This is a genomic window from Citrobacter sp. ANG330 (assembly GCF_047467925.1).
GTDB lineage: Bacteria > Pseudomonadota > Gammaproteobacteria > Enterobacterales > Enterobacteriaceae > Citrobacter_A > Citrobacter_A amalonaticus_G.
This window is the reverse complement of sequence record NZ_JASJUI010000012.1, coordinates 48617-63650: the sequence shown is the minus strand read 5'-3', so window position 1 is coordinate 63650 and position 15034 is coordinate 48617. Positions and strand designations below refer to the sequence as shown.

Here is a 15034-nt window from a genome sequence, read left to right as displayed (position 1 = left end):
GGCGCGATGAATTAACGTGCGCGAATAAAACTGCCGTCAGGCTGACGGGTAAACAGTACCTGCTGGTTGTTGCCGGTATCGATAGTCAGCCCGGTCACCACGCCATTCGCATTCTGGCGAATTTGCACCATCTGTCCGTTTTGCAGATTGCTGAGCGGCTTGCCGGCACCTTCAACCTGCGCCATCGCATATACGTCTGTTGGCGGCAGTCCGTGGTCGCGGAACAGTTGTGCCATGGTTTTACCGGGCTCGACGCGATAGGAGCGCCATTGTTGCTCAATGCCGTTATCCTGCTGGAAAGGCTGGGTTTGCGGTTGCTGTGACTGAGGTTGCTCTTCCGGTTGTCCTTCCTGAATGGGCTCCGGCGCGACGGGAGCAACCTGTCCCGGATCGTTTTGCGGGGCAACAATCTGGGCCTGAAGCTGCGCTTCGGTCGGTGGTTGCGACGTCGACTGGAGATCCAGTTGCGCGTTACGGGTTACCGATGGCGTATCGTTCGTGTCATTTGAGGGGAGCAGAAAACCGACGACCAGCACAATCGCCGCAATAATGATGCCGCGGCGGTGCATAGGCGGAAGCGGGTCCATAATGCGAAAATTGTCCGGTGCATGCCAGATTTTCGCCAGGGTTGGTTTTAATTCAAAGCGCCCGGGCATGGCTTTCCTCCTGCTCCGCGTCTCAGTCCTCAATCATAGAGTATAGACAGCTAACGCTATGATGTTCGTGATATTCCCCGTTTTTGATACATCTCCAGGGGAATATCCCTATTGTTTCTTTTTCGTCGTGATTTGTCATCCTCCCCGAGACAACATTTTACCGGAGGAGGTGTGGCTGTTATGCTGCCCGCTACTTTATATCCGATGAAAGGAAATACGATGGCAACCCCGACTTTTGACACTATCGAAGCGCAAGCAAGCTACGGCATTGGTTTGCAGGTAGGACAGCAACTGAGCGAATCCGGACTGGAAGGGCTGTTGCCTGAAGCGCTGGTTGCCGGTATCGCTGATGCGCTGGAAGGCAAGCAGCCAGCCGTGCCGGTTGATGTGGTGCATCGCGCGCTGCGTGAAATTCATGAACGTGCGGATGCCGTACGTCGCGAACGCTTCCAGGCGATGGCCGCAGATGGCGTGAAATATCTGGAAGAGAACCGTGAGAAAGAGGGCGTGAACAGCACGGAGTCTGGTCTGCAATTCCGCGTGCTGACCCAGGGCGAAGGCGCTATCCCGGCGCGTACTGACCGCGTTCGCGTGCACTACACCGGCAAACTGATCGACGGTACCGTGTTTGACAGCTCCGTTGCCCGCGGCGAACCGGCAGAATTCCCGGTTAATGGCGTGATCCCAGGCTGGATTGAAGCGCTGACCCTGATGCCGGTTGGCTCTAAATGGGAACTGACCATTCCGCAGGAACTGGCTTACGGCGAACGTGGCGCCGGTGCGTCGATCCCGCCATTCAGCACCCTGGTGTTTGACGTCGAGCTGCTGGAAATCCTGTAAGTAGTCACTTCTGTTCCCCTCCGCTCTGGAGGGGACGAAAATACGCAATAACGCTGCCTGTTTGCCAGACATCGGAATTTTATCTTGCAAATGCATCAGTTGCGTGTATTTTTGTGAGCTAATTCGCGTTACCAGAGTGATATGACACTCACTTTAAACATATAATTAACATAATATTTAAATCTTAGTATTCATCCCGCCGATTCTTACCTAATATCGATAAGTCCTGAAAATAGGATCGTCGTATCATAGATGCACAACAGACGCACTAAAGGCCGCAGAGCCCGCACAACACAGACAGGTACAGGAAGAATAAAACATGGTAGATCAGGTAAAAGTCGCCGCCGACGAACAGGCTCCGACTGAACAGTCGCTACGGCGCAATCTCACAAACCGACATATTCAGCTTATTGCCATTGGCGGCGCCATTGGTACAGGCCTGTTTATGGGCTCGGGTAAAACCATCAGTCTCGCCGGGCCGTCGATCATTTTTGTTTATATGATCATTGGCTTTATGCTCTTTTTCGTGATGCGCGCAATGGGAGAATTGCTGCTCTCGAATCTGGAATACAAATCGTTTAGCGACTTTGCTTCGGATCTGCTGGGACCGTGGGCAGGCTATTTCACCGGCTGGACCTACTGGTTCTGCTGGGTGGTGACCGGGATGGCGGATGTCGTCGCTATTACCGCCTACGCGCAGTTCTGGTTCCCCGGTCTTTCCGACTGGGTCGCCTCGCTGGCGGTGGTGATCCTGCTGCTGAGCCTTAACCTTGCCACCGTGAAAATGTTCGGTGAGATGGAGTTCTGGTTCGCGATGATCAAAATCGTCGCCATCGTGTCGCTGATTATTGTCGGCCTGGTGATGATTGCCATGCACTTCCAGTCACCAACCGGTGTGGAAGCGTCGTTTGCTCACCTGTGGAATGATGGCGGCTGGTTCCCGAAAGGCATTAGCGGCTTCTTTGCCGGCTTCCAGATTGCGGTGTTCGCCTTTGTCGGGATCGAACTGGTCGGGACGACGGCGGCGGAGACGAAAGATCCGGAGAAATCCCTGCCGCGCGCCATCAACTCGATTCCGATTCGTATCATCATGTTCTACGTTTTTGCGCTGATCGTCATTATGTCGGTCACGCCGTGGAGTTCCGTGGTGCCGGATAAGAGCCCGTTCGTTGAGCTGTTCGTTCTGGTGGGTCTGCCTGCGGCTGCCAGCGTCATTAACTTTGTGGTTCTGACGTCTGCGGCCTCCTCGGCTAACAGCGGCGTCTTCTCTACCAGTCGTATGCTGTTCGGCCTGGCACAGGAAGGCGTGGCGCCGAAAGCGTTTGCTAAACTCTCTAAGCGCGCAGTACCGGCGAAAGGGCTGACCTTCTCCTGCATCTGCCTGCTGGGCGGCGTGGTCATGCTGTACGTTAATCCAAGCGTGATTGGCGCGTTCACCATGATCACCACGGTGTCGGCAATCCTGTTTATGTTCGTCTGGACCATTATCCTTTGTTCATACCTGGTGTATCGCAAACAGCGTCCGCACCTGCATGAGAAGTCGATCTACAAAATGCCGCTTGGCAAGCTGATGTGCTGGGTGTGTATGGCGTTCTTCGTCTTCGTTGTGGTGCTGTTGACGCTGGAAGATGATACCCGTCAGGCGCTGCTCGTCACGCCGCTGTGGTTCATTGCGCTGGGTCTGGGCTGGTGGCTGATTGGTAAGAAGCGGATGGCAGGCGTTCGTTAATGGCAATGCCCGGTGGCGCTAGCGCTTACCGGGCCTACAGTTAAGCATGGTTTGTAGGCCGGATAAGGCGCAGCCGCCATCCGGCAAAGTGTTATTCCCCCGCTAATGCCCGCGGGAACAACACATTATTTTCCAGACTGATGTGTTCCATCAGGTCATCAATCATCTCATTGATGCCGTTGTACATCGCTTTCCAGGTGGTGCACGCTTCTGGCGGGATCGTCACGTTCTGGGTGGTGTGTTTAATCACTTCCAGCAGCTCGCCCGCTTCATCATGCTCGCTTTCCATCACGCTGATCGGCCCCATCGCCTGGCTGCCCATGCCCTGTTTGATCATCGGGAACAGGATCTGCTCCTCTTTCATCATATGGCTGGAGAGTTCCTGATGCAGCATCGTCAGGTATTTCGCCAGACCTTTCGGCACATTTGGCTTATCGGCGTGAACGCGCTCTACTTTGGTAGCCTGCAGGATCAGTTCCGGCAGTTGCTCGCGGTGTCTGTCGTGATAGCGCACAATGATGTGGTCGATAATTTCGGCCAATGGCGCGGTACGCCAGTCTTTATCGATCGGCTGTTCAGCCAGTTGTGCGAGTTGCGCTTCGATAGCATCAACGTCCAGCTCTTTACGGGCAGCAGCACGCGCCAGCGTCTGCTTACCGCCGCAGCAATAATCCATATCGTACTTACGAAACAGTGCCGACGCGCGAGGGATAGAGAGCGCCAGTTCACCTAAAGGTTGATCGCGATAAGCCATAGCCGTTACCTCATTCTCAATAATATAAGATGCATTTTAAATGCATCTTATATTGTGCGCTATAACCCTTTCGGGGGAAGGATTAACGGCCTGGCTCTGAAAGCGGAATGACGCGTGGTTTTTCCGGTTTTGCTCTGACCGCCACCACCACGCCGATAGCCAGCAAGGCGATACCGCTGAGGGTCAGAATGGGGGGAAGCGCCTGACGCAGAATGAAGGTATACAGCAAGCCCGCCAGCGTTTCGAACACGATCAACGGGCCGAGGATCACCGTCGGTAAGCGCTGGCTGGCAATGTTCCAGCACAACGCGCCCACCCATGAGCACAGGACCGCAATCACTACCATTAGACCTACAAACACCGCCGGTCGTGGGCCAAACGGCAGGGAGAAGTCAGGCGTTTGCCCATGCAGCCAAATGCAGGCGACGAGGTAGCCCAGCAGCGACACGGGCAATGTCACCAGTGCCTGCGCCGTCGCCCACATCATCGGGTGTTTCTCCGGGTTCTCCCGCAGCCAGCGGGCGTTTCGCAGCGCATACCACGCCCAGCACACCACCGACACTATCGCCAGAGCAATACCGGAACCGTAGCGCCAGCCGCTAAAATCAGGCAAGCCCTGGTTGAGTTCCGCAATGTTCACGCACAGCAACCCGATGCCTATCAGCACCAGTGCTGGGGCCAGCCGTCGCCAGGAAAGCCTGCCATCGCGATGGCTGTACAGCAGGTTAGCAAATACCGGAATGACGACCGGCAGCGTGCCGATGATCATTGTAGAGACCGGCGCGCCGGTCCGTTGAATGGCGCTGGCAAGGCAGACGTAATAAATCAGGTTGCCCATCATGGTCAGCGCCAGCGCGGTCAGCCAGTCTTTCGCCGAAAGCTGTCGCAGGCGTACGCGTCCGAGCCATGCCAGCGGCAGGGCAATCAGACCTAACGCCAGATAGCGACCCATCGACTGCAGCACCGCCGGATATTCTGGCACGATTAACGGTCCGACAAAAATCAGTCCCCACATCAACCCTGCCAGCAGGGCGTACAACACACCGCTAATCATGCTTTACATCCACATCGTTAAACATGACGAAAAGTGTAGGCAGGGAAACGGAGCGCGTATTGTATGAGCTTGCGCATTAGCGCGAATAAACCTGCTTTTGATAACGCACGGGAGTGATGCCGTAGCGATGGGTAAAGGCGCGGGTGAGATGGGATTGATCGGTCAGGCCGGTCGCGGCGGCAACGTCTGCCGCGGGCATGCCTAGCGTCAGAAAGCCTTTGGCGCGCCACAGGCGGATCGCCATCAGCATCTGGTGCGGCGTCACGTGGAAATGGGCTTTGAACTGACGTTGAAAGTGCCAGGGGCTAAGCGAGGCAACGCGTGCCAGTTCATCGAGGGTGACCGGGCGCATGTAGTTGTCATGCAAATAGTCGCGTACGCGCTCAAAGCGATGCGTGCCTTCCTTCGGCACCGGGGCATGACGTGCCAGCGGCTGGAAGGTGTCGATCAGATCCAGCAGCAACCCTTTTTGCGCCAAAGGATCATCGGTGTGCCACAGACCGTGGATCAGCGAACTAATCTGACGCGAGCGGCGCGGATCGTGACGCGTGACGTCGTGAAACCACCAGTATCGGACGCCGGTCACCTCTTCCAGCAGGTCAGGCTCCAGATAGATCATCCGGTAGCGCCAGCCGTCGGCGGTTTCGGCCTCGCCGGTATGCAGCTCGTCCGGGTTCATCGTCACGACCGAGTGGGCAGGGGCAACATATTGCGTGCCACGATAGCGAAAGCGCTCGGCGCCGGCTTCTATTGCGCCAATACCGAACGCTTCGTGGGTATGTGGCTCAAAGGCGTAGCGTGAGATATGCGCGTGATATAACTCAACGCCCGGTAGCTGCGCCAGATGGCGAAAGCGGGCGCTGTCTTTTTCATCGCTAAACTGCTCGGGTACACCTTGCACGTTGTATCTCCTCACGCATCATTCCGTCATTATCAGAGAGGATGCGTGGGGATGCCACCATAATTAACCGATTTTTAACACTTACAGGAGCGTGTTGATGCATTCGGTCTGCGCAAGGCTGAATCTCTGGCTATCAGTAAGGTAATGCCGCTTTGTCAGTTTTTGCTTTCAATTCGCTGGAGAGACTTTTTGCCAGTTCTACACTGATATAAATGATGCATTCTTTTTTATCAAAGATAAGTGGAATACACGGGTAGTCCTGAGGGCTTTCATCGCTAAGCAATGCTAAAACATCCGTGTCGGGAAACATGCTCAAATCATAAAGCTCCACGTACCATTTCTCAAAATCATCTGCGTTATTCAGGACAACGATGTTGTGCTCGGTCACTAATTCATTACATAACTTATTATAATAACAGGACCCCATGATTTTCCCTTATGACATGATTTTCTTTGAAATAAAATACTGACCTCTTATGAAGTATTTTATTGATTTTTCTATGTCAGAGCGCTGGAGAACCAGTCATATGACATAATGATTAAGCATAATGCTACTTTACAATCCCGTTTTTTTCTTCTGTTAAATTATCCATTAATAGACATGTCCTCAAATCTCCTGTCCCCGCACGGAGCGATAAATGCAGGAACGAGTGCTATACTATTAGTTATCAAGATATTGCATACAGAGTCCAGTTATGGACGTTTCTGATCTTGTGGTCTGCGAACAACTATTTTAAACTTTCAGCTCAACGCAAAATATTCAAATATTTCGGTAAGTAAATAAAACAATGTTAACCTTATTTAAAAATCCGCAAGCATCTTTGCGCGCGCTTATGCTTTGCCTGGTATTTTATTACGTTGTTATGTTGTGCTGTTACTTTCCTAATATGGGCGGAGACGGCATGAGGTTACCGCAGAATATAATCTGTTGGTTCGCTATGTCGTTGGTGATCCTTTTCGCCGGTATTATTATCTGTTTCAGAAGATCGTTAAGCTGGAACAGGCCTTTGGTATTTTTTATTTTTGGAAGTCTCCTGATTTGTTTACCTTTAATCTGGGGGAATCCGGAAATTGAGATATATGCCCTCCCCAGATTTGCCGGCCTGTGGGGAGGAATGTTGTTTTATCTGGCATTGCTGCAGTTTCCGATGTCGCTGCGGGTCAAAAAAATCCTTCTGCTTATTCTCATTGTCAGCGCTCTTCTTCAAACTATTATTGGCTTCTGGCAGCTTTCTCTTCACTCCGAAGACAATCTTCAGGAATTTATGCCTGGAACTCGACCCTATGGCATTTTTCAGCAGGTTAACGTTCTTGCGAGTTTTGTTGCTACAGGTTATGCCTGCACGCTGTGGTTACTTTTCAAAGCAGAGAACTGGAAGGTTCGCTCACTGTTGTTGGCCATTATTGCGTTGTTTACCATTAATCTTGATTTACTACAGTCTCGCGCTGGGATCTTTGGCTGTGTTCTTTATGTCATTTTTATTTTGCTTATGGGTAACCGGCCTCGTGCAAAAGGAGTCATTCCCGCCTTTTTCTGTGTGGTCATTATTTCCATCGCCGTTATCCATCTGATGAAAGCTTTTGGCATCCATTATTTTCAATTGCTGGATACGGTCAATAAAGAGGGTTCGAATACCCATCGCTGGTTAATAATTCAGGCGACTATTGCGATGATAAAGGAACATCCGTTGCTGGGGTGGGGGTATGGCAGCTACGAATTCCAGGCTGAGCGAATATCACTGAGTCTTCTGAACCGGTATTTTGGAGAGCATGTTTCCCATGCTCACAACGAATTTTTATTTGAATGGGCTGAAGGTGGCCTCCTGGCTGTCTTCGGTATGCTGGCTTTTTTGGTAGGGTACTTCTTCCTGATGTTCCGTTCCACTCGAGAGCATATGGCTCTCTGGGGACTTGCTTTGCCAATAGGGTTCCATTTAATGGTGGAATATCCACTAATTTTGTCCACGCCACACTGGATGACGTTGTTACTCATTTGTCGTATCGCGACACAAGAACAAAAAATATATGAAGCTCAGGGGGTTTTCCGGGGTGTGGGTATGACGGTAAGCGCAACGGCAGGATTATGGTTTCTTGCGACTGGTTTTCAGACAGGGACAGTGCTTACAAGGTTTGAACGTGAGGGGATGAGAGATTTTTCTGCGGCTTCTGCGCTGGTCAACCCCTGGATTCAGTGGGAACGCTGGCTGTATGATAAGCACAATGCCATGTTGATCACATACAGACGGACCCCTGACAAAGAACTTCTAAAGCAATATGCTTTATGGGGACAACAATTCTTGCAGTATCGCAATGATCCACAGGTCTTCATGAATCTGGTTCGCATCAATGAGGTGATTCCTGATGACACCCGCAGCCGTTGGCTACGAAAGCAATGGGATGAGTACTATAGCGTTGCCGATAAAACAGTACCACCCGATCGGCAGCGGCCAGGTTAACCCTTTTTAATTTCCCAGCCTGAAATGTGCAGGCCGGGAAATATAGAATCGCTAATAATGTTCAGGGAGTTTTACAATTTCAATAAGTTTTCCTTTATCAATCTTTATATAACCACCTTCTGTCAGTGAACTGAGATAATTATAAACCAGACTACGTGAAAGGTGCGTGGTGCTGAGGATATAGGCGGCTATACCTGTTTGGTCGAGCTCATTAAGGTCTTTTTTATTTAGGTATTCTACTAACTTAGCACGAATGATGTTGTAGGAATCTTTACTGACCAGATGTTCATCGCGATAACACATCATCTGTACAACGTAACCCAGCACCTCGGAAACGTCTTTCCAGAGATTCAGATCATTTATCACAGAATGCGCCAGGGGTAAGCTCAGTGACGCCACTTTTGCCCCCCTGGAAGCCCGGTATACGTGACGGTCAAAAGGTGAAAAGAGTGTGGCCAGGCCTGCAACTACCGGCGCAGGAGAAATAGCGATCTTAAGATCGTCGTAGCGGCGAAAATACGACAAATTCCCGCTCGAAACCAGCCAGATGCAGTTTTGTTCACCAGGAACTTTAAGCACATGCCGGTTAGAACGCACTTCGACAGGGCTGGCATAGGGTAGCAAGGCATCATGGATCCTGCGCATGGCCTGTTCCGGACGTTGAATTTGATCCAGTGACAAAAAGATTTTGTCCATATTGGTGCTTAAGACAAAATGCTTTTGCTCAGAGGCCTTGTTCTGCTGGATTTGTCCATTTTCGGATATTATTTTGGGGCTCCTCATGTTAGCACCATTCATTGACTTACTGATCATCAAAGTATCCATTGATTGTAGCAGCGGATTTCATATATGTTGCAGCAATTTTTTAACACACAGTCCAGAAATGCATATCTTTTGTGTTAGAACTTACGACCGATGTTTAATATTATACTCATGGTTTGGTGGCTACCGCTACTAAACATATTAAATAATATTAAACAAACTTCCTTCCTTTATATTGATCTTCTGGCGAAATAATATATTCGTTAGGATGGTTGCTTGGTCCCGAAGCAATATAAATGTGCCTGGTTTGTTTTAATGCAAATATATAGAGAACAGGATGTAATTTATGAATAAGCTTTTAATGACCATTGCACTCTCATCTGTATTGGTTGCAGGTGCAAATGCAGCAGATGATCAGGGCCACGGCAAAATAACCTTTAAAGGTTCCATTATTGATGCACCATGCTCCATTGATGCTAAAAGCCTGGACCAGACTATTCAACTGGGTGCTATTTCTAAAAACCAGTTGGCTGGTGGCGGTAAATCCACACCAGTTCCTCTCAACATTCAACTTCACGATTGTGACGCGGCTACGGCAAACAAGGCTTCTATCACCTTTAGCGGTATTGCTGGTGACTCGGCTGCGGGTCTCGACGGCAGCTTCGCTGTTACGGGCCAGGGTGCTGGCGTGGGTGTTGTGATCGCTGACCTGGGCGGCAATGTAATCAAACCGGAAATCAAAACCTCCCTGCCTGCGCTGAGCAGTGGCAACAACGAACTGGAATTCCAGGCGTATGTCCAGGGCAGCAGCGCGTCTAACGCGGTTACCCCAGGTAACTTCGCATCCGTGGCTAACTTCATGATGACTTACGAATAAGCCCCTGTTGCCTCCCTTCACGGGGAGGCACATTTTTGCAAAGAGGACCTATGTTGACAGCCGTAGCGATCCGCCATTTTTTTGCTGTCATGCTGACGATTTTCTTGCTGGAACAGGCGGCAACAGGAGCTGTGCTGAAGGGGCGTGTCGGCATGGAGGGAAGCATCCTGGATAGCACCTGTTCGATTGCTACATCACAGGAATATCAGCTGGTCACGATGAAACCAGTCTCTGTGGGGCAAATTTTGCGTGACGGAGAAGGTGAATCGACCTCGCTGAGTATCTTGCTAATCGGGTGCGAGGCGCTGACTGAAGGGGACCGATTTCGGGTGACGTTCTATGGTGCGCAGGGAAGCACAAATACTTTTGTTCTCTCCGGAAAGACGAAAGGAATCGGCGTGAGAATCGTTGATGCGTTGGGTAATGAGGTTCATCCCGGAATACCGATGAAGGTTGCGCAGCAGGAAACCCAGGCAAACACACTGGATTACACCCTGACGCTGAAAGGTAATGGTGAAGTGCTTCAGCCTGGGGCTTATCAGACCACGCTACGTTTGAAACTGGAGTATTACTGACTGAGGAATAGTGATGTTGAAGTATAAAGTACAGCTATTCCGCAGGTCAGTGATTGCGAGTTTGCTGTTAACCGTGCTTGCCGGACATACCTCTACGGTATGGGCCGGAGAAAAAAACGTTGAGTTTAATACCGATGTGCTGGACGTTCAGGATCGCAGCCATATTGATTTAAGTCAGTTCTCCCGTGCCGGGTACGTTATGCCCGGTACCTATACCATGGCGATACAGGTTAATAAAAGTTCATTACCCGAGCAGCCGGTGCAATTTATTGCTCCTGATAACGATCCTGACGGGAGTGAAGCTTGTCTGACAACGGACATAGTTACGCGTCTGGGGCTTACCACCAAATCCAGCAAACAATTGAGTTGGTGGCATAACGGAGAATGTCTGGATCCCCAGTCGCTTCCAGGTATGGCAGTCCGCGGTGATTTGGGCAATGGCGCGCTCTTTATCAGCCTGCCGCAAGCGTACCTTGAGTACGTGTCGGATAACTGGGATCCCCCGTCACGCTGGGATAACGGCGTAGCGGGCATGATGTTCGACTATAACATCAACGGTCAGGCGACCCGTCAAAAGACATCTGGTGAAGAAAGTGACAACAAGACGCTCAGCGGAAACGGTACGGCCGGATTAAACATGGGTGCATGGCGCTTACGTGCTGACTGGCAGGGTCAGATGGTGCAACAGTCAGGCAATACGTCAAGTAATGCGCAATCGCTGGACTGGAATCGTTTTTATCTTTACCGGGCGCTGCCGTCTATACGGGCGAAAATGACGCTGGGTGAAGATTATTTGTCTTCAGATATGTTCGACAGCTTTCGTTTTACCGGTACCAGCCTGGTCTCTAGTGACAGCATGCTGCCGCCTAATTTGCGCGGTTATGCGCCGGAAGTCACCGGCATAGCGAAAACCAACGCTAAAGTGACGGTTAGCCAGCAGGGGCGGGTGTTATACGAAACGACCGTTGCTGCAGGGCCGTTTCGTATTCAGGATCTGAATAATGCGGTGCTGGGAACACTGGATGTGAAAGTGACCGAACAGGACGGAAGCGTTCAAACGTATCAGATGAACACTTCAAACGTGCCGTATCTGACGCGTCCGGGGATGGTGCGGTACAAAGTTGCCGCAGGGCGTCCCTCTGACTTTGACCACCATGTAAATGGGCCGGTATTCGGAACGGGTGAGTTTTCCTGGGGGGTGAACAACGGCTGGTCATTGTATGGCGGCGTATTGGCTGCAGGGGATTACAACGCAGCTGCGCTGGGTATTGGACGAGATTTGTTAGTCCTCGGTGCTCTTTCGTTTGACGTGACACAATCCCGCGCCACGCTGCCAAATGCAGGAACGAAACAGGGCGGATCGTACCGTGTGAGTTATTCCAAGCGGTTCGACAGCACGGACAGCCAGGTGACTTTCGCAGGGTATCGCTTCTCCGAACGTGACTTTATGAGTATGTCGCAGTACCTCGATGCGCGTTATCACAACAACGACAGCGGCGGCAGCGGTAAAGAGATGTATACCATCTCGTTTAACCAGCAAATCCGTCCGCTCAATATGAGTGTGTATCTGAACTACAGTAGGCAGACGTACTGGGATCAACCCACCAGCACGACCTATAACCTGTCGATATCCCGCTATTTCGATCTGGGCCGGTTTAAAAACATCAGCATGAACTTGTCCGCCTTCCGTACGCAGAGTACGGACAGCCAGGATAAAGGGGTGTACGTCAGCCTGTCGCTGCCGTGGGGGGAGTCCGGCTCGCTGAGCTACGACAGTCAGTTTGGTCAGGCAGGCGTTGGTCATTCGCTTTCGTACAGCGACAAAATTAACGCAAACAATGACTACCATATAAGCGTCAGTCGGGACCAAAACGGTGCGACGGGTGGCAGTGGTTACCTGACGCATGAAGGGGATATTGCTGAGGTCACGGCGACTGCCGCACAGCAGGGTAATCAGTACAGCTCAGTGGGGATGTCAATTCGCGGCGGCATGACGGCCACCGCCCACGGTGCAGCCCTGCACCGGATGTCCGTACCGGGCGGTACGCGAATGATGGTCGATACCGCAGGCGTCAGCGACGTACCGGTAAAAGGAGCAGGCAACAACACCCGCTCAAATATGTTCGGTAAAGCCGTCGTGGGAGATGTGAGCAGCTACTACCGAAATAGCGTGAACATTGACATGGATGCGTTAGGAGATGATGTCGATACCAACCGTTCCGTGGTGGAAGGAACCCTCACCGAAGGCGCGATTGGTTACCGTAAATTCGGCATCATCGCCGGTAAAAAGGCCATGGCGATAATCCGTCTGGCGGATGGCACTGTCCCGCCGTTTGGCGCAACAGTGATCAATCAGGATAAGGAACAGACCGGGCTCATCGGCGAAGACGGCGAAGTCTGGCTGACGGGGATTAAGCCTGGTGAGGTGATGGGCGTGAACTGGGAAGGAACAGACCAGTGCACAATTACCCTACCGACACGGTTACCTGTGGATCTGGAAAGCCAAAAAATGCTTCTGCCTTGCTTACCTGCTGGCAGCAAATAACTGACTTATGACGATGAGAACGTACGATGTTTCAACATTCTAAAAAACAACTGATGAGCCTTTTCCTGTTAACGGCGACTGGGTTGACCGTGGCGCAGAGCGCCGATGCTGCTCTGGCGCTGGATCGCACGCGAGTTGTGCTCAATGGTGGTGACAAATCCGTAAGCCTGGGGGTTACCAACCAGAACCGCGAGCTGCCGTTCCTGGCGCAGGCGTGGGTTGAGGATGCGCAGGGTAAAAAGCTGACCGATCCGCTGACTGCTTTGCCACCCGTGCAACGTATCGAACCCGGTAGTAAAACCCAGGTGAAAGTCCAGACCACGCCGGCCATGAACCTGCTGGCGCAGGATAAAGAAACCCTGTTCTACTTCAACCTGCGCGAAATCCCGCCAAAAACGGATAAACCTAACACGCTGCAAATTGCCCTGCAGACGCGTATCAAGCTCTTTTATCGTCCGGCGGGGCTCGCTGTTAACCCGTCCGACAAACCGTGGCAGGAGCAGATGACCTTAACCCGCCAGGGCGATCATTACGTGGCAAACAACCCTACGGCCTATTACATCTCCATCGTCGAGGTATCGCCTTCGCTGAAAGGGGCGGCGATTAAATCCTTTAAGCCTGTGCTGGTTGCGCCTAAGAGTAGCGCGCCGCTGGGAAGCAGCGCGAACGAGATGGGCAACAATCCGGTCGTGACCTATATCAACGACTTCGGCGGACGTCCGAAGCTGGTTTATCGCTGTGGTGGCAACAACTGCACTGTGCAGTCCACCCAGGCGGGCTAAAACCGATGAACTCCGGTAACGCAAAGCGAGCGGTCTGCGGCATGGCTCTGGTGTTGTTCAGTACGCTGGCGCAGGCAGGCAGCGATACACTGAACATCGAAGTGCGCGGCATGATGACCGAAGGTGCCTGTATGCTTGACCTGACCTCATCCTGGCAGCAGGTTGATCTGGGCGACATCTCGAGCGCGTTACTGGCAAAACCGGGCGATCGCGGAATGCCCATTCCTGTTGTGATGCACTTTAAATACTGTATCCGCATGCGCGGCAACAGCCTGAACGTTAAAACCGGAACCCGTAGCTGGGATCCGGTTCAGCCCGTATTGACGGTCCGTTTTATCGCCTCGGGCGATGCAGACAACTCACAACTCGTTAAGGTGACCGGGGCCAGCGGGTTCGGGCTACGCATCACTGATGCGCAGCAGAATGACATCAGCCTGGGGCAGCGCGGTAGACCGCAGTTTGCCATGCCGCCGAGCGATGAGCTGATCTGGTATGTCACACCCGAACGCACAAGCGCGCCGCTGGTAAAAGGGGCGTATCAGGCGTCCGTGAACTTTTTCCTGGAATATGACTGATGAAACGCCTGTTTTATTACCTGGCACTGACAATGCTGATGCCGTCTGCGTTCGCAATAGAAAATAATGTGCAAATCTCAGGTCAATTAGTTGCAGAGCCCTGCACGCTGAGTACCGACTCATCCGCCATCACCCTCGATTTCGGCAACCTGGTAAGCAAGTATTTTTACCAGACCAGCCGCACGCCCGGCGAGCCGTTTGCGATTGTGTTGACCGAGTGCGATACCTCATTAGGCAATAGCGCGACGGTGACCTTTAAAGGAACGGAAAGCGTTGCTTTACCGGGGTTACTGGTTCCGGACGACGGCGATACACACGGCATCGCGTTTGGCATTGAAACGGACGAAGGCAGTCCGCAACCGCTGGCGCTGAACCAGCCCAGCCCTGTATTTGCGTTAGCAAATGGCACCAATACCCTGGCGTTACGCGGCTATGTTCAGGCTGAGCCAGATGCGATTGCTGCGCAAAGTCTGACTGCCGGGCCATTTATTGCGACGGCAACGTTTCAAATCGATTATCCCTGAGAGG

15 protein-coding genes are annotated in these 15034 nt (G+C 52.0%); 9 read left to right on the top strand and 6 right to left on the bottom strand.

Going from position 1 to position 15034, the window contains the following annotated elements; translation table 11 throughout:
• Positions 1–11: 11 nt before the first annotated feature.
• A complete protein-coding gene (locus QNN88_RS20345) occupies positions 12–656 on the bottom strand; it encodes a LysM-like peptidoglycan-binding domain-containing protein (protein ID WP_414241806.1) in 645 nt (214 codons plus the stop codon).
• A gap of 219 nt (positions 657–875) precedes the next feature.
• On the opposite strand from QNN88_RS20345, the gene fklB reads away from it, so the two are divergent.
• The gene (fklB, locus tag QNN88_RS20340; RefSeq protein ID WP_414241805.1) at positions 876–1496 is read left to right on the top strand and encodes an FKBP-type peptidyl-prolyl cis-trans isomerase; all 621 of its coding nucleotides are present in this window, start codon (positions 876–878) and stop codon (positions 1494–1496) included.
• Between the two features lie 319 nt (positions 1497–1815).
• Positions 1816–3225, top strand: a complete 1410-nt coding sequence (gene cycA / locus QNN88_RS20335; RefSeq protein WP_414241804.1) for a D-serine/D-alanine/glycine transporter — start codon at positions 1816–1818, stop codon at positions 3223–3225.
• A gap of 91 nt (positions 3226–3316) precedes the next feature.
• Here cycA and ytfE read toward each other — a convergent pair whose 3' ends face one another.
• The 4 genes from ytfE to QNN88_RS20315 all read right to left on the bottom strand — a co-directional run bounded on the left by ytfE (position 3317) and on the right by QNN88_RS20315 (position 6361).
• Positions 3317–3979 (bottom strand): iron-sulfur cluster repair protein YtfE, encoded by a 663-nt coding sequence (gene ytfE / locus QNN88_RS20330; RefSeq protein WP_044257213.1) that lies wholly within the window; start codon positions 3977–3979, stop codon positions 3317–3319.
• Positions 3980–4061: 82 nt separating this feature from the next.
• Positions 4062–5033, bottom strand: coding sequence for a DMT family transporter (locus QNN88_RS20325; RefSeq protein ID WP_414241803.1), 972 nt, complete (start codon positions 5031–5033; stop codon positions 4062–4064).
• A 76-nt stretch (positions 5034–5109) separates the two neighbouring features.
• Positions 5110–5934, bottom strand: coding sequence for an AraC family ligand binding domain-containing protein (locus QNN88_RS20320; RefSeq protein WP_414241802.1), 825 nt, complete (start codon positions 5932–5934; stop codon positions 5110–5112).
• A gap of 133 nt (positions 5935–6067) precedes the next feature.
• Positions 6068–6361, bottom strand: a complete 294-nt coding sequence (locus QNN88_RS20315) for a hypothetical protein (RefSeq protein ID WP_414241801.1) — start codon at positions 6359–6361, stop codon at positions 6068–6070.
• Positions 6362–6941: 580 nt separating this feature from the next.
• On the opposite strand from QNN88_RS20315, the gene QNN88_RS20310 reads away from it, so the two are divergent.
• Positions 6942–8390, top strand: coding sequence for a Wzy polymerase domain-containing protein (locus tag QNN88_RS20310; RefSeq protein WP_414241800.1), 1449 nt, complete (start codon positions 6942–6944; stop codon positions 8388–8390).
• A 51-nt stretch (positions 8391–8441) separates the two neighbouring features.
• Here QNN88_RS20310 and QNN88_RS20305 read toward each other — a convergent pair whose 3' ends face one another.
• Positions 8442–9203 carry a helix-turn-helix domain-containing protein gene (locus QNN88_RS20305; RefSeq protein WP_414241799.1) on the bottom strand — a complete coding sequence of 254 codons (762 nt, stop codon included), beginning with the start codon at positions 9201–9203 and terminating at the stop codon, positions 8442–8444.
• 295 nt (positions 9204–9498) lie between these two features.
• Here QNN88_RS20305 and QNN88_RS20300 point away from each other — a divergent pair, with 295 nt between their 5' ends.
• Genes QNN88_RS20300 through QNN88_RS20275 form a run of 6 tightly spaced genes read left to right on the top strand, consistent with a single transcriptional unit; the run spans position 9499 to position 15030 of the window.
• Entirely contained in the window at positions 9499–10029 is a 531-nt protein-coding gene (locus QNN88_RS20300; protein WP_414241798.1) for a fimbrial protein, read from the top strand.
• A 50-nt stretch (positions 10030–10079) separates the two neighbouring features.
• A complete protein-coding gene (locus tag QNN88_RS20295; protein WP_414241797.1) occupies positions 10080–10604 on the top strand; it encodes a fimbrial protein in 525 nt (174 codons plus the stop codon).
• 13 nt (positions 10605–10617) lie between these two features.
• Entirely contained in the window at positions 10618–13149 is a 2532-nt protein-coding gene (locus tag QNN88_RS20290; protein ID WP_414241796.1) for an outer membrane usher protein, read from the top strand.
• 26 nt (positions 13150–13175) lie between these two features.
• Positions 13176–13931, top strand: a complete 756-nt coding sequence (locus QNN88_RS20285; protein WP_414241795.1) for a fimbria/pilus periplasmic chaperone — start codon at positions 13176–13178, stop codon at positions 13929–13931.
• Positions 13932–13936: 5 nt separating this feature from the next.
• Positions 13937–14506, top strand: a complete 570-nt coding sequence (locus QNN88_RS20280) for a fimbrial protein (RefSeq protein ID WP_414241794.1) — start codon at positions 13937–13939, stop codon at positions 14504–14506.
• Complete coding sequence (locus tag QNN88_RS20275) at positions 14506–15030, top strand: fimbrial protein (RefSeq protein ID WP_414241793.1); 525 nt, start codon at positions 14506–14508, stop codon at positions 15028–15030. The genes QNN88_RS20280 and QNN88_RS20275 overlap by 1 nt, the downstream gene beginning before the upstream one ends.
• Positions 15031–15034 lie beyond the last annotated feature (4 nt).